A 24,859-nucleotide genomic window follows, 5' to 3' on the forward strand; every position below is an offset into this window, starting at 1 on the left:
CCGCTGCTGGCCGGCGGGCAGCGACTCCTAGCCGGCGTAGGAGCTCGTCCGCTGCCCGCCCTTGTCGGAGGCGATGCAGGAGAAACCCCGCTTCCCGGCGTTCCAACCGGCCTCCCCCGGTCCCAGCACCGACGTGCTCGGATCGGCGGCCCCGTACTGCTGGGCGGCCTGCGCGGTACAGGTGGCCTGCACGTTGGGATCGGCCGCCAGGTCGTCATCACTGGAGCCCGAGGTGCTCTCCGCCAGGGTCCCCACCCGGTAGACCTCCCAGGAGTGGGGCTCGTTGCAGCTGACCTTCCTGGCCGTGGTCTGGCCCGAGATCGAGGTGGTGCCCGCCAGGCAGGTACCCACCAGGTGCGGTGGGGTCGAGGCGTTGTCCTGACCCGACGACGCGGGCTGGGACGCGGGCTGGGACGCGGCTCCTGATGCTCTGGTGGCACTGGCGGCGGGAGCCAGACGGGCACCCGCCACCCACCCTGCGCCCAGACCGACGACCAGGCCGACAACCGCGCCGATCGCCGCGGAGCGCACAGTGATCCGCCGACGTTCTCGGCCGGAGAGTCTCAGAGACTGACTCCGCTGAGCTGACACCGGGGCGTTCAGCAGAGCCTTCTCAGAGCGCTCCGGCCCGCCTGAGACGATCGAGGGGGCTGAGGCGGCGGCCCCCGAGGAGCTGGCGGGGCGGACCGGGAAGACGGAGTCCGATGCCGCCCGCTGCGATGCACCGCTGGGAGCGTAGGAGTCGGGTGAGCCCGCCTCTTCACTGCGCTGAGGCGGCGCCAGTCCGGCCTCAACCAGCCGCAATGAGGTCACCGGTCCGCCGACGGCCAGGTTTCCCGTCCCCAGATACTCACGGATCTGCCCCAGGGCCCCCGTGAGCTCCGTGCCGTTGCGGTAGCGGTGCTTGGGATCCGGAGCCATCGCCTTGCCCAGGAGCGGCAGCAGGACCTCAGGAACGTTCGGGTCAGTGAGGTCCAGGGGGTCGTCGAGGGACCGGACGATCTCCGGCAGGCTGCGCTGCACACCGTCGGGGCCACGTCGGGGACCCCGGCCCGTCAGCAGGGCGAAGAGCACCGCACCCATGGACCACACGTCCCCCTCGGTGCCGGGGCTGGCCAGCATGAAGGCCTCCGGCGCGGCGAAGTCGGGGGTGAGACACTCCAGGGTCACGGTGGGGTCCTGACCCTCGCGCTGGACAGCGGCGATACCGAAGTCCGACAGCCGGGGAGAGCCGTAGGAGTCCAGAAGGATGTTGGCGGGCTTGACGTCCCGGTGCATGACGCCGGCCGCATGGGCGGCCCCCAGGGCCGAGGCCGCGGCCTCCACCAGGGCCACAGCGTCAGAGGCGGGGGTCGGGCCGCGCGAGACGAGGTCGTAGAGGCTGCCGCCCGCACACAGCTCCATGACCAGGTAGGGGCGCAGATCGGGCAGCTTGCCCGTGTCCACCAGGGAGACCACGTGAGGATGCCCCGAGATCCTCGAGGCCGCCTGCACCTCACGCATGAACCGCCGCTCATTGCGGGGATCATCCAAGGGGCGGGAGTCCACCTTGACGGCGACCGGACGCTCCAGGGAGTCCTGCACGCCGGCATAGACCGTGGCGAAGCCGCCACGCCCCAGCACCGAGGTGATCCTCACTCCGGGAATGGAGAACGGCGCAGCGTTGCGCGACCCGCTGGAACCGACCGAACCTGTCCCCGCCGCTGCGGGGGAGTGGTCCGAGGAGGCCTGCGAAAGCGGTGGAGGAGGGGATGCCGGCCAAGGCGGAGGCGGGGCCTGGCCGGAGGGGAACTGCATGCTCACAGACGAATACTCGCCCATCTTGGGGGGAATCGTGAAAGGAAGCCGACGACCCTGATTCAGATCACGCATTGCGCCCGCGCCTTCGCGCCATGCCCGCGCGAGGCCGCGACCAGCTCGACGCGCCATCCGGACCGCTGCGCCGACGCTGTTGAGCCAACGCTGCCGGTTCCGGTTCTGCGCACGTCACAGGGCGTTTCAGAGTGTGGAGGATACTCAGAATGATCTGCAGGGACGGTAGGGTGTGTCACATGCGAGCGCCCCGTGTCACCGTCCTGTCCTACGGATCCGGCAATGTCCGCTCAGCGGTGCGCGCTCTGGAACGCGTCGGCGCGCAGGTGACCCTCACCAGCGACCCGCACGAGGTCACCGAGGCCGACGGGCTCGTGGTCCCCGGGGTGGGTGCCTTCGGTGCGGTCATGGAGCAGCTGCGGGCGGTCGACGCACCTCGCCTCATCGAGCGGCGCCTGGCCGGGGGACGGCCGGTCCTGGGAATCTGCGTGGGTATGCAGGTCATGTTCGAGCGCTCCGACGAGCACGGGACCGCTGAGGAGGGGCTGGGACAGTGGCCCGGCACCGTGTCCCGCCTGAGAGCCGACGTCGTTCCGCACATGGGGTGGAGCCTGGTCCGTCCTCCCGCGGGCTCCGTCCTGTTCGACGGCGTTGCCGACGAGCGCTTCTACTTCGTCCACTCCTATGCGGCCACCCAGGACCCTGCCGAGCTGCTCGGCCCCGGCCCCACCCGTCTGCCGCAGGTTACCTGGGCCACTCACGGCCACGACTTCATCGCCGCCGTCGAGAACGGCTCCCTGTGCGCCACGCAGTTCCACCCCGAGAAGTCCGGTGACGCAGGGGCTCAGCTGCTGCGCAACTGGTTGACGACCCTCTGACCTCACTCGAGCCACCCCACGACCTCTGCAGGAGACACGCATGCTCACTCTACTTCCCGCCGTCGACGTCGCCGATGGCAAGGCCGTCCGCCTCCTTCAGGGAGAGGTCGGCTCAGAGACGGACTACGGCAGCCCCGTCGACGCCGCCCGGGACTGGGTGCGCGCCGGGGCCGAGTGGATCCACCTGGTGGACCTCGACGCTGCCTTCGGGCGCGGCTCCAACCATGAGCTGCTCGCGCGCATCGTCGGCGAGGTCGGCATCAAGGTGGAGCTCTCCGGAGGCATCCGTGATGACGCCTCACTGGCCCGCGCCCTGTCCGCCGGAGCCGCCCGGGTCAACCTGGGGACGGCGGCTCTGGAGAACCCCGAGTGGACCGAACGGGTCATCGCCGAGCACGGGGAGAAGATCGCCGTCGGCCTCGACGTGCGCGGCTCCACCTTAGCGGCCCGCGGCTGGACCAAGGAGGGCGGAGACCTGTGGGAGACCCTCGAGCGGCTCAATGCCGCAGGATGCGCGCGCTACGTCGTCACTGACGTCACCCGGGACGGCACGCTGAGCGGCCCCAACACCGCCCTGCTCACCGACGTCTGCCAGCGCACCGCGGCGCCGGTGGTCGCCTCCGGCGGTATCGCACATCTCGACGACCTGGTCGCGCTGCGCCGTCTAGTGCCGCTGGGACTGGAGGGCGCGATTGTCGGCAAAGCGCTCTACAACGGCAACTTCACCCTTCAGGATGCCCTGGCCGTGGCCGGTGACGAGGAGAGGTGCGAGCCCTCGCAGGCTCGTTCCTGACTACTCTGGGCCCTTGGCGCCCCGGTTTCCCGCATCGCAGGCATGGTCACCGACGTCAGGGACAGTGGGATGTCAGAGGCGCTACCGTGAGGGCCGTGAGCCAGTCAGCGCAGAACCAGCAGGCAGTTCCTGGACCAGTCCCCGGGCCGGTCGGTGACTCGGTGGCCGAGCCTCCGCAGGTCTCCCAGGTGGCTGCCGCCATGGCCGCGCGGGCCAAGCTGGAGCGTCTTCTGGCTACGCCGGCCCCCTTCGCCGACGACGACGGCTCGATCAGTCCGCAGGTGCGCATGGCGCTGGAGGCCGTGGACCTGCCGCGTCATCAGTACCTCGATGAGCTGTGGGCGGCCCTCGTCGGTGGCCGGCTGATCGTTCCCGTGGCTGCTCACGCCCTTCCCGGACGCCTGGGGGGCAGCCAGGCGCAGTCCGTGACCCTGCCCCAGGGCCCGTCGGGCGATGGTGCACCGCAGGTTCCGGCCCATGAGGTGCACACCGCCGACGCCTGTCAGGACGCAGCGACCCTGGCGGTGAGCCTGCCCGACGGGCACATCGCCCTGCCGGTGTTCACCAGCGCCGAGGCCATGAACCGGTGGCGCAGTGACGTGCGCCCCGTGCCCGTCTCGCCCCAGCGAGCCGCCCAGGTCGCCTGCCTGTCCACCGACCAGCTGTGGGTGCTCGACCCCGGAAGCCGGGACCTGCGACTGCCACGCCCCGCCGTCGTGGCCCTGGCCGGGGGAGAGGCATGGGTGCCCTCATGGCGCAACGAGCCGGTTCAGGCCGAGGTGCGCGCCCAGCTCCAGGAGGTCGACGGCGTCACCGGCGTGGCCTTCGGACCCGGTGAGGGAGCCGAGCTGCGGGTCTTCATCCGCATTGACGCCGCAGGTGGTCGCGCCGCTGTGGCCCGGAGCCTGGAGGGCTGCCAGCACGTCATGGTCAACCCGGCCTGGGGCGACCTCATCGACACCGTGGAGCTGTGCCCGCTTCCCGCCTAATCGGGGCGGTTGGGAGCCGATCTCAGGAGCGGCCCAGGATCAGGGCCTCCCACTGCCTGACCTGTCCGTAGTGGTCCTCCAACGGCCCGGCCACCTGGTCGAAGCGGGCAACGACGTCGCGCAGATCCTGGCCGTCCTGGGATCGTCCGTCATTCTGGGCGATCCGGGCACCGGCCTCAGCGATCGCACGGACCTGGGCGAGATCCCGGGTCGAGACCATCACCCGGCCGGGGCCCGGGTCCCTCGTGGTGCTCCAGTCGGTCCCTGCCTCACGGGAGACGGCGGAATCGCCGTCTGACGCGCCATTCGGGTCCGGCGTCCTCACGCTGTTCCAATCCATGACTGCGGAGCGTAAGGCATCCGATTCGACCAGGCCACCGAAAATAAGTGTGCTGGAATAGTACCGATGAGCGCGATGTCGACCACCTCAGCCCCATCTGGGTCGGACCCTGGTCTGCCGCCTGGAAACGGACATGATTTCACCGGTGGCACCCAGCCCCCGGCCGCGAGCCGTGAGCCGCTGGTGAGCGCCCGCGACCTCAGTGTCGGATACGGTGACCAGCCGGTCTGCGCCCCGGCGACCTTCGACCTGCTTCCCGGCCAGGTGCTGGCGCTGGTCGGGGTCAACGGGGCCGGCAAGTCGACGATCCTGCGCACCTGCTGCGGGCTGCTGCGCCCGCTGGCGGGGCAGGTTCACGTACTCGGACACGTCCCGGATCCCCGCTCAGGCGCCCAGCGTGCCGCCCTCGCCACGGATCTGGGGCAGGAGTCTTTCTTCCCCACCCTGACCGTCGCCGAGCACCTGCGGATGGTCTGCTTCGGGCACGGCGTCGTCGAGGCCGACGAACGGGTCAGTGACCTGCTGGAGGACCTCGAGCTGCGACGGCTCGCGGGGCACCTGCCAGAGGAGCTCTCCTCGGGACAACGGCGCCGACTGGCACTGGCATCGGTCCTGGTCCGGCCCCGCAGGCTGCTGGTCCTCGACGAGCCCGAGCAGCGCCTGGACCGGGTGACCCGCCTGCTCCTGGCCGACATGCTCGTCGAGGAGCGTGAGGCCGGTGGGGGAGTGCTCATGGTCTCCCACGACCCGGAGATCGTTGAGGAAGCAGCCACTGACGTGCTCCTCGTCGGACGCGACACCCGGATGCTCGGCGTGGATGACGGCGTGCGCGCCATTGAGGAGGGGCTGAGGTGACGCCGCTGGGGGCACGGGAGGAGCAGCCCCTGTCCACAGCCCCGGACAAGACGGCGTTTCCCGACGGGGCCGCGCTGCGCAACTGGGTGAGGCGCTGCACCCGACGGCACCGCCGCGGTGTCTGGGCACTCGTGGGGGACGTCTACTCCGCGCTCCTGACGCTCATCATCGCCGTGACGATCCTGGCCCCATATCTGCGTCGGCTGGTCGTGGATCGGCCCGCCTCGGCGGCCGGGACCGACGTGCTCGGCGGCTTCGCGGTGTCGGGCCTCGATCTCGGGTGGCGGTTCCTGGCCCTGATCGTGCTGCTGGCGGCGGTCGGTGTCGGTTCACTCGGCCGGCTCGGCCCACTCTTCCTGCGCCCCCACGAGGCCGCCTGGTGGCTGCCCATGCCCGGGCAGCGGGGAGGTCTCCTGGTGCCGGTGGCCCGCGTCGAGTACCTCATCGCAGCCACCGCGGGAGCCACGGTGGGCGTGCTCCCAGCGCTTGCGGCCGGAGGCGGCTGGGTCGCCGCCACGGCGTGGCCGGCCCTGATGTCGGCCGGGACCTGCCTGGTGCTCACCGAGCTCATCAAGGCCCAGATCCTTAACCGCGGTGTCGAGCCGCTGCGCCGTCGTCTCGTCCTGACGGGGGCCGCAGCATGCCTGGCCGGTGTGGCGCTTCCCTTCCCGCGCTCCCCGCTCGGGAACACGGCGGTCGCCCTCCTGGCCTGGGTGCTGGCCGCCCTGGCCGTCATGGAATGGAGACGGGCCAGAGGCAGCCTGGGGCAGGTGCATGATGCCGCACTCCTGGCCGTCGTCGCGCGGTCCTTCGGCGCGCACGTCTCACTGCTGTCGCTGGATACCAGGGCCCTGGGGCGGTTGCTCTCCCCGGAACCCGCCCGGCCCGTGAAACCTTCACCGCTGTGGGCGGCGCGGATCGGGAGCCGGCTGCCCCGCCCCCTTGGGGTGCTGGTAGGAGTGGCTCAGGTGGACTGGCTCCTGCTGCGTCGCCAGCGCCGGCGCCTGCTTCAGATGGGGGTCGGGCTGGCCGTTGCGGTGCTGCCGCTCCTGTCCGGGGCCGTCGGTGACCCTCTGTGCGCCGTCGGCTATCTCATCGGAGGCTGGATCGCGACGCTGGCTGTTGCCGAGCCGGCACGTCAGGCCTGGTCCGACGGCGGTCCTGACGCCTCCTGGCCGGTAGCGCCCCGGGTGGTGCGTGCAGGCCACCTGCTCGTGCCGGCCGTCCTCATGAGCACGTGGTCCTTGCTGAGCCTGGTCCCGGCCATGGCGGTCCTCGGGGCTGCGGCCGCCTGGAAGGGGCTCGCCATCGTGGTCGCCCTGGCCCTGGTGAGCGGCTGGGCCTGGGCCGGGGCGGCACTGCGCTCCGGGTATCGGGAGATGCCCGACTTCGCCGCCGGACTCGTCACCTCGCCCGTGGGCTCCTTACCGCCGGGACTGGTGCAGATGCTGACTCAAGGGCCCGACGCCGCCGTCGTTGGAGCACTGACCACGGCGCTCGTCGCCAGTGGTATCGCGGCGCCGACGACGACGCTGCTCGGGATCCAGGCCGCCGCCGGCATTATCGCCGTCGTGTGGGGAGTCTGTACGAACCGCTGGGTCTCCTGACGGCCTGCCTCTCCTCAGAATCCGTTTCATACGTGGGAGGACTCACGCCAATATGGCGAGGATGCAGTGGGAGAGCGAGCTCTTGTCCTGGTAGTATTCCTCACTGACCACCCGGGGTTCGCCCCGGTGCGCAAGCGGAGCGATCCCACCTGGGTTCCTTTCGGGAATCGGGTTCATGCGAGGGTGACAAGCCCTTCGCGGTCCCTGCTCGGCCACGGCCGTGCGGAGAACGCGCTCATCACGAGGCCTCCGACCTGCGCGGCAGGAACGGGGGCCTTTCCTCGTTCCGCAACCATCCGTGACTCAGAGTGAGGAACCGACATCAGCGAGCCCCGTATCAACGAACGGATCCGCGTTCCCGAAGTGCGTCTCGTCGGCCCCAGCGGCGAGCAGGTCGGCGTTGTCCGCGTGGAGGACGCCCTGCGTCTGGCTGAGGAGGCCGATCTCGACCTGGTCGAGGTGGCACCCGACGCCCGCCCCCCGGTGTGCAAGCTCATGGACTACGGCAAGTTCAAGTACGAGTCGGCCATGAAGGCGCGCGACGCGCGACGCAACCAGGCAAACACCCAGCTCAAGGAGATCCAGTTCCGCCCCAAGATCGATGAGCACGACTACGCCACCAAGCGCGGCCACGTCGAGCGATTCCTCAAGGGCGGGGACAAGGTCAAGTGCATCGTCCGCTTCCGCGGCCGCGAGCAGTCCCGGCCCGAGCTCGGGATCAGGCTCCTGCAGGGCCTGGCCGAGGAGATGGCCGAGCTGGGCACCATCGAGTCCCACCCCCGTCAGGACGGCCGCAACATGGTCATGGTCCTGGCCCCGGTCCGTAAGAAGGCCGAGGTCAAGTCCGACCAGCGCCGCCGCCGCGAGGAGGCCCGCGCCGCCCGCCGTGCCGAGAAGCACGCGGGCCGAGCACCCAAGGGCGCCAAGGCCTTGGACGGGAAGCCTGCCGGCGAGAACGCCTGAGTGCACCCGAGGGCGCACTCGACACTCACCTGACACCACCGACCCACCCCCTCGCCACCGTGAGCGGGGTCCGCAGTCCCGGCGACCACTGGTCTGCCAGGGACCGAGAAGAGGAAATTACCCATGCCGAAGAACAAGACGCACTCCGGTGCCAAGAAGCGCTTCCGGATCACCGGCAGCGGCAAGCTCATGCGCGAGCAGGCCAACAAGCGCCACCTGCTGGAGGTCAAGTCCTCCCGCCGCAAGCGCAAGCTGTCCCAGGACCAGCCGGTCGCCCCGGCCGACGTCCGCCAGGTCAAGAAGCTGCTCGGTCGCTGACCGCCCAACCCACCAAGGAGTCTCACCATGGCACGTGTGAAGCGGGCTGTTAACGCCCAGAAGAAGCGTCGTTCTGTTCTCGAGAAGGCCTCGGGCTACCGCGGCCAGCGCTCGCGCCTCTACCGCAAGGCCAAGGAGCAGGTCACCCACTCCGGCGTCTACGCGTTCCGCGACCGTCGCGCCCGCAAGGGCGACTTCCGTCGCCTGTGGATCCAGCGCATCAACGCTGCCGCCCGCGCCGAGGGCCTGACCTACAACCGTTTCATCCAGGGTCTTGGCCTGGCCGGCGTGGAGATCGACCGCCGCATGCTCGCCGAGCTGGCCGTCAACGAGCCCGAGGGCTTCAAAGCCCTTGTCGAGGTGGCCCGCAAGGCCCTCCCCGAGGATGTCAACGCCCCCAAGGCCTGACATACGTCAGTGGGCTGATGGCCTGCTGAACAGAATCTAACGATGGTGGTGCCGTCACCCTGATCAGGGTGACGGCACCACCATTGATATTTTTTAACTGTTGTGTGTCACGAGGTGCTGGGGCAATGGAGCCTGGGCTGTCAGGATGGGTGGCGCTGAATCATCCTTCCAACCGGAGAAAGCCCAAGTCGATGGTGTTCTTAGGTCCGGAATCACTACCGATGAGGCGGTTCGGATTAGGGAGTGGGATACGGAGGTTCGAGAGCTGCGAAGCGCCAATGCGATCCTGAAGATTGCGTCGACTTGTCCATCGTGCCGGAGTGTGAGCGTCCGTCCCGCTGATCTGCGAGTACATCGGGACCAACAAGGAGGAGTTCGAGGGCCTGCCCGGTCTGCGCAACGCTCAATGAAGCTGGTGTACAGATCGCCCCCCCCGAGTTCCTGAGTTACGCCCGACGTAGCCGGCTCTCCAATGTCACGAGCCTGCGCGATAAGGTCCTCAAGAAAGAGATCCGATGAGTCCATGAACACCAGTTACTCGGTTCTGGGGGCTGCAAGATGCACGTGATGTGGGGCCGACCTGAGACCGCGAGCGTCAGGGTGCCGGTCATGTGGCCCGGTGCACTGCCCGTGCGACTCATGGGAGATCTGGGTTTGCGCGGCGTCAGAGGCGCCAAGTTACCTAGAACGACCTGCTCGGCATGTGAGAACCGGTGCTCGGCCGACCTGGAGGTCCTAGCGCATCACTTGCAACCGCGGCGTGCAGTACAGGTCAATCCGCTACGGGGCCGTGCTCTCCGACTGCGAGGCGGTCGCCTCGGTGGGGTCGAAGGGGAAACTCCTTTCGGGTTTGCTCTGGTCGAGGCGCTCAACTCGCTGTACAAGGCCGAGTTAATCCGTAACCAGGGGCCCCCGGCGGGACATCGCTGCTGTCGAGCTCGCCACCGCCGAGTGGGTCCACCGGACGGGCACAATCAGGCCACACTCAGCTATCGGCATGTGTAGCCCTGTCGAGCACGAAGCTGCCTGGGTCTCCGACGTCAGCCAGAACAGCCAGGAACAATCATAACCGGCAATCGCTGGCACCGGATAGACCATCGACTGCAAAACTCCACGGTTTGATGGCAGATGCCCGCGGCTGCTTGGCCACCATATATGGGCTCCGACGGCACGCTTGCTCTGAAAACGACATGCAGAACACGCGCGATTCGTCAAAACTAAAGTCTCCCGACCAACGCGTTTCGCCCGATATGTGTTCAAACGATCATAGTAAGTGAGCAGAACTTTGTGCGTTCCTACAAACACAACACTATCTCACCTCAATTGATCTTGTGCTAAAATACAATCATGACACATTCTCCGGCAATTCTAGACGTTTTTGTGGTTTGGCATCCCGACGACAAAGGGGGAAAAGAGGTATTTGAACGTTTATTAAGGCACTATCACTCAAGTGCGTTTTCTGGACTTTCAGGCGGCAGTGTAGAAGTATATTCTCGATGTGACCAATGGAACGATATCGAAAAGTCTCCCAGGCCGCTATCTTCGAACGACCCCGGAGCGCCCTCTCCAGCCATGTTCAATGTAATTGTACCAGTAATTGGTTCGGGGCTTAATGAGGCTGTCAGAAATGACAAATCTTGGCAAAAGTACATCTCCAAGATAATTGAGGTGTCAAACTGTTCAGCGAATAAACATACGGAGGATCACGGCCCTAGGTTCTACGTTTGCCCAGTAGTACTAAACGATTTTCATCCGCGCGCTGGGTTACTAAACGAGTTAAGGCGTCAGCAGTTTATTCCGTATCACTACTCCTATGGCGGTTCAACAATGAGCGCCGCCTCAACCTCGTCAAATACAAACGCAGACACCGATAATTTCACATTTGAACTAGAAGTGAGTCAAGCAATCACGCAGTGCATTGACGAACGATGGAATATAGATAACCCTTTAAAGATATTCATTAGTCATACAAGACAAAAGTCCATTGAGGAAGAGAAGAACTCTTCGGCATCGATAGCGCGACGAGTTCAGGAGTACCTAGTTGATAACACGAGGATATTTCAGTTTTTCGATTCTCATGCAATACAAACCAGACAAGAATGGAAGAGCGTGCTCAAGGAAGAGGCGTCAAGTTGCGCCGTTTTGATGATCCGGACAGATGAATATGCTAATCGAAGATGGACTCAACGAGAAGTGTTACTAGCCAAGAAAGCAGGCAGTCCGATCGTTTGCCTTTCTGCACTTACGTATGGTGAGGAATCTGGCTGCTACCTTCTTGACAACGTTCCCACCGTAGCTTTCCATGAAAAGCACTCGAATCAATCCATTTTTAATGCCTTAGTCCGATTAGTTGATGAAGTACTAAAATCGGCAGTATGGTCCAAAGCAAAGGAACTATACTTAAAATGTGGCTTCGACTGGGCTCCTGTTAGGTCGCCAGAACCTGCTACCGTGTCTGCCTGGCTCATTAAACACAGGCAGGCTGATCCCAACGACCGAAAACTTTGGATAGTTCACCCAGATCCTCCCATCACGGATATTGAGTGGTCAACAATTAGAGACATCTGCAACCTGGCGGGATACAATAACTCTACGCTCAAGATTCTAACCCCCAGAGAATTTAGTTCTTATGGAGGGGTGCTTAGATTTGGGCATAATCCAAAATTTTCTGTTGACAGTAACGTACTTGCTGGTATTCAAATGGGTGTCTCATCGTCCATCGTGGAAGACGACAATGTTGGGGCGCTTACTCGTTTCGGACTGAATAGTCAGCACGTTGTGTATGCACTAACGGAACTGTTTCAACTTATCTTCATACATGGTGGTTCCATTATCTACGGCGGGCGCATTTTTCCAGATAAGGATAATCCTGGGGACCTAATTTCTCACATGGTAAAGGAAGCTGATCGCTATAAAGCGGAAATTGAACATCAGCAAAGAATGAATGAAGTGGGGATGCTGACAGAAAATCACATTGTTGGCCACCCTGACGAAATTATGCAAGGGCAAGTATTCGTCAACTATATGCCATGGGGTTCTTTTGCTCAGACTTCTGAGCATACGATTCGCGAACAGTTGGACTCCATCAGAACTGATGGGTCTGTATATGTGATAACAAGTGATGGGAGAAAGTTAGATATTGGTCAGGCGTTCGACCTGCTCCATTCGAGCACTGACGTGCCATCCAAAAACTCTCCCGAAATGCTAACTTCTTTGCGTACGAATATTGTCAACGATTCCGATATGCGAATACTGGTTGGCGGCTTGATCTCTGCGCCAGATAGCCCCAAGGTTAGTGGAACACTCGAAGAGGCATGCCTAACTGTAGAGTCACATAAACCTCTCTACATCGCGGGCGGCTATGGTGGGGTAGGTGCTCTGCTCGCACGAGAGCTCGGCATTGTTGCCGACAGTTGCTTCCCTCCGATTCCAAGGTTAGACAAGCTGTCCAAGCAAGATCGGGATATAATCGGTCGTATAAAACGTGCTTGGCGGCCAACGTTGGATGGCCTATCTAAATACGCGCGCCGACGCATGGCGTTAACTCATAGGCCTTCCGAGATGGTATCACTGATGCTAACTGGAATTACGGCTATTTGTCGCAGTAAAGAATGAACCTGTTCGCAGCGTGACTGGAGTTGCACAGTTTTGGGTTGGTTGGAGCTAGTGGGTGAGCCCGTACCTGCGTAAGATCAAGTACGCCTCGGGGGCCACGGCCGCGCAGGCCGTGGCCAAGGCGAACGGTGTGCGCCGGATCGTTGAGCACCTGGGGTCAGTTCATGACGAGGCTGCATTGGCTGCGCTGATGCACCTGGGCACCTGAAGTTTCTGGCGGGCCAGCAACTCCTGGACCTGGGGTCGGAACTCGAAGGTGGCGGCCATGCGCTCAGTCATGAGCCGGGTGCTGGTGGCGTGTAGTGCGAAGGCCGGCGATCATCTCGCGCAGGTTGGGCCTGATGATCGAGGCCATCAAGACGGTCTACGTCCTTCTTGGGCAGGGTGAGGAAGTCGGTGGTGAGGGAGCCTTTGAGCAGGGGTTCTTGCGCGCTTGATCGAGCCGACCTCCCAGGCCGACGTCTCCAGAGTCCTGTCTGGAATCGGCCAGCCAGCCCTGGCCCACCGAAACGCCCTGCGAGCCTGCCTGATGGGCACAGGAGCGGGGCTATCGGGAGGCGATCTCTCAGGCCCTGTTCGATCACGTTACCGTCGGTGGGGTACTAGTTGTTGTGGGTCATGAGGTTGTAGTCATGGGGTGTTGGGGGCAGCGGGGCCTGGGCTGTCAGGATGGGTGGTGCTGAATCATCCTTCCGACAGGAGAAAGCCTCGCTGCCATGACCCACCGTAACGCTCCTTTGACGCCTCAGGGCTGCTACCGGCTCGTGATGCGTGTCCAGGCCGGTCGCCCCATCGCCCACGTAGCCGCCGAGGCCGGCCTTGCCCGTGCCACGGGTGTCGAAGTGGGTTGCTCGTTACCGCCAAGGAGGAATCTCAGAGCTTGAGGACCGTTCCAGCGTCCCGTTCCACTGCCCCGCCCGCACCAGTGCCGAGACGGTGGATCTCATCGAGCACTGGCGCTGTACTCACAAGTGGTCCGCCCGTCGTATCAGCCACGAGCTGGCTGTGCGCGGGACAGTGGTGTCGGTGCGTACCGTGACCCGATGGCTGGACAGAGCCGGTCTGAACCGACGGCGCGACACCAGGCCCCACCGGACAGACCAAACGGGTCAGCAAACCGATCCGGGCTCGTTTCCCGGGCCATATGATCCACCTGGACGTCAAGAAGGTCGGACGCATCCCACCCGGGGGAGGCTGGCGGGCTCATGGGCGCGTCTGCCCCCGAGGTGAAGGCATCCAAGCGGGGCAAGGGCACCAGGGTTGGCTACACCTACCTGCACACCGCCATCGACGGCTTCTCACGTCTGGCCTACACCGAGGCCCTGGACGGTTGAGAAGGCCTCCACCACGATCGACTTCTTCGCCGCCCACGGCATCACCAGGCTCGTGCGGGTCGTTACCGACAACGGGGCGAACTACCGCGCCCGGACCTTCACCGCGACCATCACCTCCCTGGCCTCACGCCACCAGAGGATCCGCCCCTATACCCCACGTCACAACGGCAAGGTCGAGCGCTACAACCGCATCCTGGCCGAGGAGTGCCTCTACGCGCACCCCTACTCCTCAGAGCAGCAGCGCCGTGACGCCGTTGCGGTGTGGAACCACCACTACAACTACCATCGACCCCACACCACCTGCGGCAACCAGCCTCCTGCCACCCGCGTCCCAGCACACGTCACCAACGTCATGACCTCATACAACTAATACACTTAGCCCTGTGCCTGTATGACGTTGCCAGATTGTAATTCGAGGCCGAGCGTGAGGATGATCTGAGGTGGGTTCGTTACGCCAAAGAGAGGAGGGACGAGCCTCAGATCATCGTTGAGCTTCTGGTCGACCGTCATGAGCTCCCCTTGCAAGTCGGCTGCTGGGAGGGCAACCGGGCCGAGATTCTCACAATCGCTCCCGTGGTGGAGGCCTTCCAGGCCACTCACGGTATTGAGGAACTCGTGGTGGTCGCTGACGCGGGATGCCATCAGCATCGAACCTGAGCGTGTCGGATGGGGCGAGGCTGCGGTTCATCGTCGGTGCCCGACAAATCTGCTTTGCTGCCAGCAAGCTTGACCAATGCCGCGGCCGTATCCAACGAGTAGTCATGGGCTAGCGTGCCTGAGCGGATGACGTGCTCAACCAAGCCAGAATCACCCTACGCACCGGGCCCAACCTGCTCACCGCCACTCAGGCCATGCGTTTTGAGGCCCTGTTTACCGACGACTGCCGCGCCAGAATTACGGCCACATGGGGCGTCGACCAGCGCCCCATCCAGGCCTACCGTACCCAGGATTCAGGCTTGAAAGGTGCCTCTGATGCAACGCCATATCGACTCCCTGAAACAGACCATCCTAGACAGACTGGAAGAGATCCAGACACTATCCAAGGCTCTGATCTGCCACAGCCACGACGTGCCGGCCTATATCGACTGCCCCTTGTACCTCCAACGCGCCCGCGCCAGGCCATCAACCGGCGTCTGGAGCACCTACGCAGCATCGTCCTGGGAATCCGCAACCTCATGAACTACACGATCCGCATCCTCGTCCATGCCGGACGTCTCAAAGATCACCCGGAAAATACCACCTAAACCAGATGATATTCCTTACATGTTACTCCCCAAACGCGAAAATCCGACATGCAGGTAAGGGTGACCATGAATGGGGATCCAGGCATCCTGGTTGGAACCCAGTGAGGTAAAATATTGCTCCTTGATGAACAGCGGGGGGGCGCACTTCAAAATTACGCCTGCAACTCTTAAGTATGATCTGATGCTCTTTGAAGGTATAGGATCTGAGAAATATCCAGCGTGCTTCAAGTCGGTGCTCGGGTGCACTATACTGATAACGACCTGGCGCCGCTCCGACCAACGCAACGTGCCTAAACGCCTCAGACAAAGCTTGGGGCGACCCATCGGTCCCTTCAAACCCTCAAAGCGGATCAAGATGCTATCAGAATTCCTTACGTAAAGATGATAGCCCCTTTAGTAAAAGCTCTGCAACCTCATAAGGTCGTTGAGTTATGGCTAGCCGACGAATATCATGTTCTGATAGTCCTGTTAACTTGGGGTTGTATAGATCTCGAATTTCGTCGAGAACGTTCTTGAAGTTGTTGTAGATGTGTCGAGCGAAAAGAGAGTTGTTGGCATATGTTGAGGTTCCGTTAATGATGTCGGAAAGTAAGGCGCCCGCTCCTCCGAAGCCGCCGGCGACGTACAGCGGTTTTCCGGCTCTAAGAGTGTAGAGGGACTCTTCTATAATTCCTGGCATTGCGCCCCGATATCCGTCAGGATTGGTCTCCGAAATAGGCAGCATCTTACCCGATATGGCAAGGCGTGCATCACATAACTTCGGAAGAGAGCTACGTAGTTCGGTTAGGTGGTGGGTGTCGTTCTCATTGGGCTTGGCGTTCGGTATATCTGTTGAATGTGCGTCGTGACCGCATGCAAGCATGTTAAATGCAATCACTTCTCCATATGAGGCAATGCTCCCAGAATATGGTGCATCTCGATTAAGTGGTTCGCGAGCCGGAGTTGCGAGATTCGGTGGAGTCAAATTGACGACTACAGTAGGTGAATAAGGGGCGGCGGAGTTCGGTAGCCTTGGCGTCTGTCGTTTTAGTCTAGTTAGCGTGAGCGTTCGTTCCGCAGCGTTAAGTAAACTGAGAGCGATATCTGGTGAACATACTCCTGGCTGGCTAGCATAAGTGATTCTACCGCCAACTAGTAGTAGCGACTTTGTGATTTTGTCGATAGCTGACCCTATGTGCAAGGGCCTCAAGCCAAATGAATGCAAGTCTTCGGCATAACTAGCCGAAATGCTGAGAGTTACTCCGCCTACGCCCACTTCAGAGATAGAGTCTGATCTCGCACCTTTGCCTGTGATAGAGGTTGCATCAAGGAATAGGCTGTGGGGCGTAGTGAAGTGGATTCTACTTCGATCCAAACCTGCAAGTGAGCATAACTCGGTCATCATGTCTTGCTCGGCGGGCAATAGTGGTGGATCCGGATGAAAAACCCAAATGTGTTTATCGGTTGAGTGGGAAAACGGCAACGAACCTATTATCGTTGGAATTAATGCCGGTTCCGGAGACTGAGGTACGTGAGTAAAATAGTGTACTTTTTCTCCGTGTAACTCGCTGTTCCGGTTGATGTGTTGCCATATCGTGTCTATGGGGGAGTTCTTTTCTGAAGCGAACAGGTGATTCCAAATATGCTGCTTCAAGCAAATGTCCACAAGCAGATTGAGGGCCTCTATTATTGCGTGAGACTGAAGGTCATTCACCATTCTGGTGTCGCAATGTTCTTCGTTGGATGGGTATGTTACCCTCGGGACGTTGTCAAAGATGATGGACCCTTGCGACTGTGTCTTAGTACAGGCATCAAGGCATACAACTGGAGTATTGAATCTTTTTGCTTCGAGAATCTCCCATTGTGTCCATTCTCGGTTGCTATAGTTCTCGGTGCGAATCATGAGTACCGCCCCGCTTTGAACTTGTTCTCGAATCTTTTGATCCCAAGGGTCGCCTGATTGTAGGTCATGGATAAAGTGTCCGAGTTTGGTCTTATCGGCCCATGCCTTCACCTTCGCTACGACGCCATGCGGATAAATGTCATTCAGATCACTGTCGGGGATGTCGGCTCGCGAATGACTAACAAATATCCGCAGCTTTTCTTGCTCGCCATCATCTGATAAGAGGTTTTGTATAACCGCTTGACCTATATCTCTCATAAGAGCACCCTCGCAGGCGGCAGGCCGATTTTCGTGGGCGTAACTATTTGTTCCGACGCACCCTTGTGATACTCCCTGTCGATTAAGTAACTTGGTGATCACGGGGGAGTTTGAGTAGTCGGGCAAATTGGTGGGAAGAATGGGTAGTACGAGTGTATGGGAGTTGTTTTTGTCTGAGTGGTCTTGTAACTTTACTGCGTCGGTCAGGTACTTATGCCATTCACTTTCGGTTTGCAAAGAAGACCGTACTAGATGCTCGCCAATGAAAAAGAGTATCACCGAATATTCTGCAGCATTATCGGTGCATCTTTGGCTGATGTTGCCGATCGTGCCGTCGCTTGTGAAGATTGGGGGTATTGTGTCGGCGAAGTCGTTGTTTGTGTCACGTGCGCATGATCTCCCATATACTTCGATTGCATTTTCTGGTAGGCCAGAAAATGGCGTGGAGTGATAGTGGTTAAATAGTGTGTCGCATATAAGGGCCCCTTCTTCATCTTTGGGGTGCCAGACGACGAAGATGTCGAGAGTGGGAGGTGCGGACACGAACGGTGGTGGCAGTTCAAGTGTGCTTGATTTCATGCTGTGCGTGGTCTCGGAAGGAAGCAGTTGCTTTGGAGGCAGTGTAGCCGTCACGGTTGTCGATGGAAGTGATGCAGTGTCGTATTGGGGCTTGTCGTTACGATGCCGGGCTTGCTCGCGTAGGCTGACGGCATGAGCCCTACCGACTCCGCCGTCCCCGATGAGTTCCTCGACGACTCCGCCGAGCGTCCTCAGGCCCGCGGTCCGCGGCGGCGCACCGTCAGCGAGGGGCCGGCCGCCGGCCGCGAGGTGCTCAGCAATCCGGCCTCGGCCCGCATCTCCCGAGTGGCGGGCCTGTCCCGCCGCAACGCGCGGGCCAAGCACCGACGCTTTCTCGTCGAAGGCCCCCAGGGCGTGCGCGAGGCCGTCCGGCACGCCCCCGGCCGCGTGCTCGACGTCTACCTCACCGAGGCGGCCCTCGAGCGCCACAGCGAGATCTGGGACGAGGCCGTGGCCGCCGGGCTCTACGTGCACGTCACCACCCAGCAGGTCATGGACGCCATGAGCCCCGACACGCAGGGACTCCTGGCCGTCGTGGCCACCGAGGAGGCCACCGGCTCCGAGGCGCTGACCGCCGCCCTGGAAGGGGCCAGGCTCGTCGCCGTCCTCACCCAGGCCCAGGACCCCGGAAACGCCGGCACCATCATCCGGGCCGCCGACGCCGCCGGCGCCGACGCCGTCGTCCTCGTGCGCGGCAGCGTGGACCCCACCGCACCGAAGGTCGTACGCTCCACCGCCGGAAGCCTCTTCCACCTGCCCGTGGTCACCGGCGTGGCCCTCGACGACGCCGTCACCGCCCTCCACAACGCCGGACTCACCGTCCTCGCCGCCGACGGACGCGGGGACTTCGACCTCTTCGAGGCCGAGTCCCTCCTGGAGGCCCCCAGCGCCTGGCTGCTCGGCAACGAGGCCCACGGACTGCCCTCAGAGGCGCTGAGCCGAGCCGACGCCGTCGTCTCCATCCCCATCTACGGCAAGGCGGAGTCCCTCAACGTCGCCGCGGCCGCGGCCGTCTGCCTCTACGCCAGCGCCCGGGCACAGGCCCAGAACTCCGGCCGCAGCTGACTCACAGCAGCTCGCAGATCGCTTCGGCAGCCCGGCCCGGTCCATCCAGCCCCTCCATGAGCCCGGCCATCCGTCGGGCGCGCGAACGCATGCCGTCGTCGGCCAGGGCCTGGCGCACCAGCTCCGCCCAGTCGGTCCTGCGGGCCTCCCTGCGCGACACGAGCCTGGCCGAGCCGAAGGCCACACAACGCTGAATGTTGAATCGCTGCTCGAGCTGCAACGGGATCCCGATGAAGGGCCATCCCTGGGCGCAGCTGGTCTGCACCGTTCCCTCCCCGCCGTGAGTGATGGCCAGGTCGACGGCGCCGCTCAGCTCGTGGGCCGGGAGCCAGTCAGTGACGTGGACATTGCGCGGAAGAGTCTCCAGGTCCTCCTCGCGAAGGTGGGTGCGCACCGGAGCCAGCACCTGGCAGTCCGCCCGGCCCAGGCCTGCCAGCACGCCAAGGACGAGGTCACGGTTCCCCGATGAGCCCATGGTGAAGTACACCAGGGGCTGGGGGCCGGCGGCCAGGTCGGTCAGGAACTCGGGGAGCTCCCCGGGCAGACGGGCGTAGACCGGCCCCGCCACCCGGTGCCCCTCCGGCATTCTCAGCCACCCAGGCAGCAGATGCGGGGCAGTGGCGATGAGATTGAGGTCGGCAGTGAGCCCGTTGAACATCCCCTGGGGCAGTGAGACACCGTTGGCCCTGGCTACAGAATGGAAGGAACGAGGCAGGGGGACCCGAGTGCCAAGGACATGGAGCGCGTGAGCGGCCACGTTGTCGATCAAGCACTCCTCCGGGCAGGTGCGGGGCAGGAAGCCGGTGGCCCCGGTGGTGCGCGCTGCCTCCAGGTGCGCCAGAGAGTAGGCGAAGGGCCGTACGAAAACCAGCGGCACGCACTCCGCCCTTGCAGAAATAAACTGGCTGGGAGTTACTCCGATGACAACGGCGTCCGGACGCAGGGAGCGCAGCAGTACGCGCTCACTTGTCACCCGCTGGGCCAGCATCTTCGCTGTGAACGGGTGATGCAGGCTGCGGCCCTGGTCGAAGTTCAGAGCCAGCCGTCCCTCCTCCTCACTGAGGTAGGGGGTCAGCAGACGGAACTCGAAGCCCGCGGCCTTGATGTACTCGGTGTTGCGTCGCGAGAAGCCGGCAAAGACGCACTCAACGTGCGAAGGCATCCGGCGGGCCACCTCGATCGCCCGGGTCACCTCGGCGAAGTTGAATGTCTCCGGAGCGAAGAGGACACGCGACGTCCTGCGGCGTACAGCCACCACATCTCCAGTGGTGCCTTGAGGCATGAGCGGCTCTCCTTCTGAGAGCGAGGGGTGCCACAGTGCGGGGAGCCCTCATCGTCGTTCTATTGTACGTCTTGTACAACCGGGGGAGAGGTTAGCACGTTCGCGCCTATGCGAACGCCTTTTTTACGACAGGTTCAAAATGCTGGAAAAAAGGGTGTGCGCGGCCCCGGGGGAGCGCTGAGTCTCAGTGCGGCTCGACGCTCACCCCCTCAGCGGTCGCTCACCGATTCGTGGGCGGTGGCCGGTGTCGAAGTCTGCTCGGAGATGTGCTCGGCGCCCTTCCGAGCCTGAGACACCAGGCTTCGCAGCGTCTGGGCGGACATGTTCGTGATGGTCTCCTGACTGATCTCGGGGTGATCCAGCCAGGCCAGGCACAGGGTGATCATCGTGCTGATCCACACCTCGGCGGCGAACATGGCGCGCTCGTCGGGCTCGGCGATGCCCATGAGCATGAGGACGAGGCGTTCGTAACGCTCGAAGCTGGTGGCCAGCGCGGCCGCGATCTCAGGGTCCTGGTCAAGGCCTCCGGTGTGAAGCGCTCGAAGGCTGTCGGGCCTGGCCTTCACGTAACCCGCGAAGGTGGAGATCGCCCCTTCCAGGGTCAGTGCCGTCTGCTGCTCGACCAGGTCGTGAAGGTGAAGGATCTCGTACTCCACGATGGCTCGGGCGAAGGCCATCTTGGAGGGGAAGTAGTGATAGAAAAGCGTGCGTGAGACGCCGGCCCGCTTGATGATCTCGTTGACGTGAGTGCGGTCGAGCGTCCCTTCCGCGAACAGCTCGACGCCGACTCTCACCAGCTCCTCCCGACGCTGCTCGGGCTGGAGGCGGCGGCGCGGATCGGTGGTATTCGCGGGACTCATGCAGATGAGACTACGACCGCACGGTCGGCATACGCGGTTAGGCGCTCTGCATGGCGTGTGAGCATCGTCCCAGGTTCCGGGGCGTTGTGAGACGGTTGACGCTCCGGTTGGAGACGGTGCTACTCTTCCTGACGAGAGGTCGGAACTCTCATATGTGCAGTCCGACACGAGCCAAGGAGGAATGCAGTGCGCATGCGGATGTGTTGCTGTTGCTGTCGATGAGACAGATGACGCTCCCCATACCCATGTTGAGACGAGGTACTCGTGACCGCATCCGCACCCTCTCCTGACCAGACCGCCGCAGACCAGAACGATGACGTCCTGGTGCGGATCAGCAACGTTACGAAGTACTACGGCCGTTTCAAGGCTCTCGACGACGTCTCCCTCGACATCCACCGTGGCGAGGTCGTGGCGGTCATCGGCGCCTCCGGATCGGGCAAGTCGACCCTGTGCCGCACCGTCAACCGCCTCGAGCCGATTCAGGAAGGGCGGATCGAGATCGACGGGATCCCGCTGCCTCAGGAGGGCCGGGCCTTGGCCCAGCTGCGCGCCGAGGTGGGAATGGTCTTCCAGTCCTTCAACCTCTTCCCGCACCGCACGGTCCTGGACAACATCACCCTGGCGCCCATCAAGGTACGCGGCATTCCCCGGGGGCGGGCTGAGGAGCGTGCCCGCGAGCTGCTGGCCCGAGTCGGCCTGGAGGACCAGGCCGCAAAGCGCCCCTCCCAGCTCTCCGGAGGCCAGCAGCAGCGCGTCGCCATCGCCCGCGCGCTGGCCATGGATCCCAAGCTCATGCTCTTCGATGAGCCCACCAGCGCCCTGGACCCCGAGATGATTAACGAGGTCCTCGACGTCATCAAGGACCTGGCGGCCTCGGGCATGACCATGCTCGTCGTCACCCACGAGATGGGCTTCGCCCGCTCGGTCGCCGACCGGGTCGTCTTCATGGACGGCGGCCAGATCGTCGAGTCCGGCCGGCCCGCCGAGTTCTTCTCCTCCCCGCGCACCGAGCGTGCCCGCGACTTCCTCTCCAAGGTGCTCAGCCACTGAGCCCCGAACCGCATCCTCTCCCGAGTGCGGCGACCACCGCAGGCCCAGCGCCTGGGACGGCCCCTCCCCGTCCGAACGAAAGGAACACCATGACCACCCTCTCCCGCCGCGGACTGCTGGCCACGACCGGTGCCCTCTCCCTGGTAGGCGTCCTGGCCGCCTGCGCCGACACGGGCGCTGACGGTAAGGCCATTACCTCGTCGGCGGCCTCCGACGCCGACTACGACAAGGCCATCAACTTCGGTCCGGTGGCCGCCGCCGACGTCGTGGCCGCCTCCCCCTGGGCTGCCGCCGTGAAGCAGGCGGGCAAGCTCGTCACCGGCGGGACCAAGACCTCTGAGGTCTTCTCCTGGGAGGACTCCAAGACGAAGAAGATCTCCGGCTTCGATGCGGCCATCGCCCAGGCACTGGCCCGCTACATCATCGGCGGAGACGACGCCCGCTCCCTCCTGGAGGTCCAGCAGGTCACCTCCGAGACGCGCGAGACTGTCCTGACCAACGGCACGGTCAAGGCCGTCATCGCCACCTACACGATCACCCCGGAGCGCGCCAAGAAGATCGACTTCGCAGGCCCCTACTACGCCTCCAGCCAGGCCATCCTGGTCAAGGCCGATAACCAGGACATCACCGGTGTCGACACTCTCACCGGGGACGTCGCGGTCCAGTCCAACTCCTCGTCGGCCTCAGCGCTGAAGAAGTACGCTCCCAAGGCCAATGCCAAGCCCTTCGACACCCAGGCCAAGTGCGTCGCCGCCGTCGAGAGCGGGCAGGTCAAGGCCTACGTCGTGGACCAGTCCCTACTCAAGAGCGAGGTTCTGTCCAATGACAAGGTCAAGATCGTCGGCGAGACCTTCGCCGAGGACCCCTACGGCATCGGGCTTCCCAAGGACTCCGGGGCGCAGGCCTTCGTCAACACCTTCCTCAAGACGATCGAGGATGACGGTACCTGGAAGAGGATCTGGGAGGCGACGATCGGCAAGTCCCTCGGTGGTAGCGCCCCTCAGCCTCCGACCATCGGCTCGGTACCCGGGTCCTCGGCCGGCGGTGACGCGACCGCGCAGAGCTCCTGACCGAGTTCAGCGCCTGTCAGGTCTGCCGCGTCCTCGGCCCGAGCGGATTCGCTTGAGGGTCGACGGCGCGGCGGCCGACAGCATTCCTCTCATGGTGACGACCGGCATCTTTTAAGGAGGCGACTGTGAGTGCCATCACCGATAATCTCCCTGCTATCGGCTGGGGGCTGCTGGTCACGCTGGTGATCTCCGTCCTGTCCTACCTGGGCGGGCTTCTCCTGGGATCGCTTATGGCCATCTTCCGGGTCGGTCCCATCCCTCCGCTGCGTGCACTGGGCGCGGCTTGGGTGACAGTGGCCTGCAATATCCCCAATCTGTGCCTCATGGTGCTTGTTGGGCTGGCGCTGCCTCATGTCGGTATCACCATCCCACTTTTCTGGTCGGTGATCGTGGCGCTGATCTTCTCCTCATCCGGATTCGTGTGTGAGACGGTCCGCAGCGGGATCAACTCGGTGCCCAAGGGACAGATCGAGGCCGCCCGCGCACTGGGAATGCCCTTCGGTCTCATCATTCGCGGCATCGTCCTGCCCCAGGCTCTGGCCCGCACGATCCAGCCGCTGGTCAACATCTTCATCGCCTGCCTCATTGGCTCCTCGCTCGCCGCGGCTATCGGCGTCGTCGAGCTGACGGCCGTCACGCAGCGAATCAACCAGGATCGAGCTGCAGGGGTCATCACTTTCCTCACCTCTGGTCTTACCTACCTGGCCATTGCCTTCGCTGCCACGAAGGTCGGCGGGCTGCTTGAGAGGCGTCTTGAGTTCTTGGGGAGGGGGCGAGCATGAGCTCAGACATCTTGCCGGTGACAGAGCCCCGTCCACGCCGTCAGAGGGGCCAGGGCTCCGGGGCGACGGATGCGGCGCTGCTCTTCGATGAGCCGGGGCCGCGGGGGCGCATCATGATCGCCATCGGATCGGTCGTCGCCGTTATTGTAATCGCGGTGCTGGCAGCTGCGGTCCTTTACCGACTGGACCTCGCCGGACAGCTCGACTATCCCAAGTGGCGCTACTTCCTGGGCCAGTCGGTTGTCAGTCAGCTCCTGGAGGCGGCCGGAACCACGCTGAGGCTGGGAGCCGTTGCCGCCGTGCTCACCTTCCCCCTGGGAATAGCTCTGGGGTGGCTCCGCCTGCTGGACAACCGCCCCATCAGGTGGCTGGTCGGCTTGTGGATCGATGCCATGCGGGCGGTGCCGATGCTGCTGCTCGTCTACTTCTTCCTCCTGGTGGTTCCCCGCTTCGCGACGGTCTCGGACTTCTGGAAGCTGGCACTGCCCATCGTCATGTGCACCTCGGCGACGACGGCGGAGGTCTTCCGCTCCGGTGTCCGGGCGCTGGACCGGGGCCAGACGGAGGCCGCTTGGGCGCTGGGGATGAGTCCATCGCTCACGATGCGCCTCATCCTGGCGCCGCAGGCCCTGCGCCTCATGCTCCCAACCCTCATCACGCAGATGGTCACCATCATCAAGGGGACGACACTGGCGTACGTGCTCGCCTACCCCGAGCTCATGTATCGCGGTTCCACCATGATCGGCCAGGCGAAGATCGATGCCCATTTGTCGGTCTTCTTCCAGACCTACGTCATCATCGCCGTGCTCTACATCATCGTGAACTGGTCCCTGGGTGCACTGGCCCGATACATCGAGTCACGCACCCGCTGAGGG

20 protein-coding genes and 2 pseudogenes are annotated in these 24,859 nt (G+C 63.3%); 17 read left to right on the plus strand and 5 right to left on the minus strand.

Going from position 1 to position 24,859, the window contains the following annotated elements:
* Window positions 1–27: 27 nt before the first annotated feature.
* Window positions 28–1,623, minus strand: a complete 1,596-nt coding sequence (locus RIV14_RS03210) for a serine/threonine-protein kinase (protein WP_075372722.1) — start codon at window positions 1,621–1,623, stop codon at window positions 28–30.
* A 428-nt stretch (window positions 1,624–2,051) separates the two neighbouring features.
* On the opposite strand from RIV14_RS03210, the gene hisH reads away from it, so the two are divergent.
* The 3 genes from hisH (at window position 2,052) to RIV14_RS03225 (ending at window position 4,472) form a co-directional block, all read left to right on the plus strand.
* Entirely contained in the window at window positions 2,052–2,690 is a 639-nt protein-coding gene (gene hisH, locus RIV14_RS03215) for an imidazole glycerol phosphate synthase subunit HisH (protein ID WP_070662254.1), read from the plus strand.
* Between the two features lie 40 nt (window positions 2,691–2,730).
* The gene (gene priA, locus RIV14_RS03220; RefSeq protein ID WP_075372721.1) at window positions 2,731–3,483 is read left to right on the plus strand and encodes a bifunctional 1-(5-phosphoribosyl)-5-((5-phosphoribosylamino)methylideneamino)imidazole-4-carboxamide isomerase/phosphoribosylanthranilate isomerase PriA; all 753 of its coding nucleotides are present in this window, start codon (window positions 2,731–2,733) and stop codon (window positions 3,481–3,483) included.
* An 86-nt stretch (window positions 3,484–3,569) separates the two neighbouring features.
* Window positions 3,570–4,472, plus strand: coding sequence for an SseB family protein (locus tag RIV14_RS03225; protein ID WP_178387879.1), 903 nt, complete (start codon window positions 3,570–3,572; stop codon window positions 4,470–4,472).
* A 22-nt stretch (window positions 4,473–4,494) separates the two neighbouring features.
* On the opposite strand, the gene RIV14_RS03230 is transcribed toward RIV14_RS03225, so the two are convergent.
* Complete coding sequence (locus tag RIV14_RS03230; protein ID WP_075372720.1) at window positions 4,495–4,812, minus strand: hypothetical protein; 318 nt, start codon at window positions 4,810–4,812, stop codon at window positions 4,495–4,497.
* A 66-nt stretch (window positions 4,813–4,878) separates the two neighbouring features.
* Here RIV14_RS03230 and RIV14_RS03235 point away from each other — a divergent pair, with 66 nt between their 5' ends.
* From RIV14_RS03235 to RIV14_RS13710, 9 genes and pseudogenes are all read left to right on the plus strand, one after another.
* Entirely contained in the window at window positions 4,879–5,667 is a 789-nt protein-coding gene (locus RIV14_RS03235) for an ABC transporter ATP-binding protein (RefSeq protein ID WP_143224219.1), read from the plus strand.
* Window positions 5,664–7,274 (plus strand): DUF6297 family protein, encoded by a 1,611-nt coding sequence (locus tag RIV14_RS03240; RefSeq protein ID WP_075372718.1) that lies wholly within the window; start codon window positions 5,664–5,666, stop codon window positions 7,272–7,274. Before RIV14_RS03235 ends, RIV14_RS03240 begins: the two co-directional genes overlap by 4 nt.
* Window positions 7,275–7,637: 363 nt before the next feature.
* A complete protein-coding gene (gene infC, locus RIV14_RS03245; protein ID WP_428978859.1) occupies window positions 7,638–8,237 on the plus strand; it encodes a translation initiation factor IF-3 in 600 nt (199 codons plus the stop codon).
* Window positions 8,238–8,360: 123 nt separating this feature from the next.
* The gene (rpmI, locus tag RIV14_RS03250) at window positions 8,361–8,555 is read left to right on the plus strand and encodes a 50S ribosomal protein L35 (protein WP_075372716.1); all 195 of its coding nucleotides are present in this window, start codon (window positions 8,361–8,363) and stop codon (window positions 8,553–8,555) included.
* Between the two features lie 27 nt (window positions 8,556–8,582).
* Window positions 8,583–8,963: a 50S ribosomal protein L20 gene (rplT, locus tag RIV14_RS03255; protein ID WP_003780489.1), complete on the plus strand. Its 381-nt coding sequence runs from the start codon at window positions 8,583–8,585 to the stop codon at window positions 8,961–8,963.
* A gap of 1,347 nt (window positions 8,964–10,310) precedes the next feature.
* On the plus strand, window positions 10,311–12,578 hold the full coding sequence (locus RIV14_RS03260; protein ID WP_143224218.1) for a hypothetical protein: 2,268 nt from the start codon (window positions 10,311–10,313) through the stop codon (window positions 12,576–12,578).
* A gap of 55 nt (window positions 12,579–12,633) precedes the next feature.
* Window positions 12,634–12,786, plus strand: coding sequence for a transposase (locus tag RIV14_RS03265; protein WP_075372715.1), 153 nt, complete (start codon window positions 12,634–12,636; stop codon window positions 12,784–12,786).
* 508 nt (window positions 12,787–13,294) lie between these two features.
* Window positions 13,295–14,282: pseudogene (locus tag RIV14_RS03270) on the plus strand (IS481 family transposase).
* Window positions 14,283–14,287: 5 nt separating this feature from the next.
* Window positions 14,288–14,613 (plus strand): annotated as a pseudogene (locus tag RIV14_RS13710) (IS1634 family transposase); the annotation flags it as partial.
* Between the two features lie 904 nt (window positions 14,614–15,517).
* On the opposite strand, the gene RIV14_RS03280 reads toward RIV14_RS13710, so the two are convergent.
* A complete protein-coding gene (locus tag RIV14_RS03280) occupies window positions 15,518–17,875 on the minus strand; it encodes a hypothetical protein (RefSeq protein WP_143224217.1) in 2,358 nt (785 codons plus the stop codon).
* 132 nt (window positions 17,876–18,007) lie between these two features.
* Here RIV14_RS03280 and RIV14_RS03285 point away from each other — a divergent pair, with 132 nt between their 5' ends.
* Window positions 18,008–18,940 carry a TrmH family RNA methyltransferase gene (locus RIV14_RS03285; RefSeq protein WP_075372714.1) on the plus strand — a complete coding sequence of 311 codons (933 nt, stop codon included), beginning with the start codon at window positions 18,008–18,010 and terminating at the stop codon, window positions 18,938–18,940.
* Window position 18,941: 1 nt separating this feature from the next.
* Here the strand turns inward: RIV14_RS03285 and RIV14_RS03290 are convergent, their stop codons facing one another.
* Window positions 18,942–20,222 (minus strand): glycosyltransferase, encoded by a 1,281-nt coding sequence (locus RIV14_RS03290; protein WP_075372713.1) that lies wholly within the window; start codon window positions 20,220–20,222, stop codon window positions 18,942–18,944.
* A 209-nt stretch (window positions 20,223–20,431) separates the two neighbouring features.
* Window positions 20,432–21,082: a TetR/AcrR family transcriptional regulator gene (locus RIV14_RS03295; protein WP_143224216.1), complete on the minus strand. Its 651-nt coding sequence runs from the start codon at window positions 21,080–21,082 to the stop codon at window positions 20,432–20,434.
* Between the two features lie 264 nt (window positions 21,083–21,346).
* Between RIV14_RS03295 and RIV14_RS03300 the strand changes: the two genes are divergently transcribed.
* From RIV14_RS03300 to RIV14_RS03315, 4 genes are all read left to right on the plus strand, one after another.
* Complete coding sequence (locus tag RIV14_RS03300) at window positions 21,347–22,132, plus strand: amino acid ABC transporter ATP-binding protein (RefSeq protein WP_075372711.1); 786 nt, start codon at window positions 21,347–21,349, stop codon at window positions 22,130–22,132.
* Window positions 22,133–22,221: 89 nt separating this feature from the next.
* Window positions 22,222–23,202, plus strand: a complete 981-nt coding sequence (locus RIV14_RS03305) for a glutamate ABC transporter substrate-binding protein (protein WP_075372710.1) — start codon at window positions 22,222–22,224, stop codon at window positions 23,200–23,202.
* 125 nt (window positions 23,203–23,327) lie between these two features.
* The gene (locus RIV14_RS03310; RefSeq protein ID WP_075372709.1) at window positions 23,328–23,984 is read left to right on the plus strand and encodes an amino acid ABC transporter permease; all 657 of its coding nucleotides are present in this window, start codon (window positions 23,328–23,330) and stop codon (window positions 23,982–23,984) included.
* On the plus strand, window positions 23,981–24,856 hold the full coding sequence (locus RIV14_RS03315; RefSeq protein ID WP_075372708.1) for an amino acid ABC transporter permease: 876 nt from the start codon (window positions 23,981–23,983) through the stop codon (window positions 24,854–24,856). Before RIV14_RS03310 ends, RIV14_RS03315 begins: the two co-directional genes overlap by 4 nt.
* Window positions 24,857–24,859 lie beyond the last annotated feature (3 nt).

Source organism: Actinomyces acetigenes, assembly GCF_031296635.1.
GTDB lineage: Bacteria > Actinomycetota > Actinomycetes > Actinomycetales > Actinomycetaceae > Actinomyces > Actinomyces acetigenes.

Excerpts from the sequence above, each read along its gene's own strand:
- RIV14_RS03295 (WP_143224216.1), bottom strand. The coding sequence starts at position 21,082 with ATGAGTCCCGCGAATACCACCGATCCGCGCCGCCGCCTCCAGCCCGAG.
- RIV14_RS03260 (WP_143224218.1), top strand. The coding sequence starts at position 10,311 with ATGACACATTCTCCGGCAATTCTAGACGTTTTTGTGGTTTGGCATCCC.
- RIV14_RS03230 (WP_075372720.1), bottom strand. The coding sequence starts at position 4,812 with ATGGATTGGAACAGCGTGAGGACGCCGGACCCGAATGGCGCGTCAGAC.
- RIV14_RS03305 (WP_075372710.1), top strand. The coding sequence starts at position 22,222 with ATGACCACCCTCTCCCGCCGCGGACTGCTGGCCACGACCGGTGCCCTC.
- RIV14_RS03290 (WP_075372713.1), bottom strand. The coding sequence starts at position 20,222 with ATGCCTCAAGGCACCACTGGAGATGTGGTGGCTGTACGCCGCAGGACG.
- RIV14_RS03235 (WP_143224219.1), top strand. The coding sequence starts at position 4,879 with ATGAGCGCGATGTCGACCACCTCAGCCCCATCTGGGTCGGACCCTGGT.
- RIV14_RS03315 (WP_075372708.1), top strand. The coding sequence starts at position 23,981 with ATGAGCTCAGACATCTTGCCGGTGACAGAGCCCCGTCCACGCCGTCAG.
- hisH (WP_070662254.1), top strand. The coding sequence starts at position 2,052 with ATGCGAGCGCCCCGTGTCACCGTCCTGTCCTACGGATCCGGCAATGTC.
- rplT (WP_003780489.1), top strand. The coding sequence starts at position 8,583 with ATGGCACGTGTGAAGCGGGCTGTTAACGCCCAGAAGAAGCGTCGTTCT.
- rpmI (WP_075372716.1), top strand. The coding sequence starts at position 8,361 with ATGCCGAAGAACAAGACGCACTCCGGTGCCAAGAAGCGCTTCCGGATC.
- priA (WP_075372721.1), top strand. The coding sequence starts at position 2,731 with ATGCTCACTCTACTTCCCGCCGTCGACGTCGCCGATGGCAAGGCCGTC.
- RIV14_RS03280 (WP_143224217.1), bottom strand. The coding sequence starts at position 17,875 with ATGAAATCAAGCACACTTGAACTGCCACCACCGTTCGTGTCCGCACCT.
- RIV14_RS03285 (WP_075372714.1), top strand. The coding sequence starts at position 18,008 with ATGAGCCCTACCGACTCCGCCGTCCCCGATGAGTTCCTCGACGACTCC.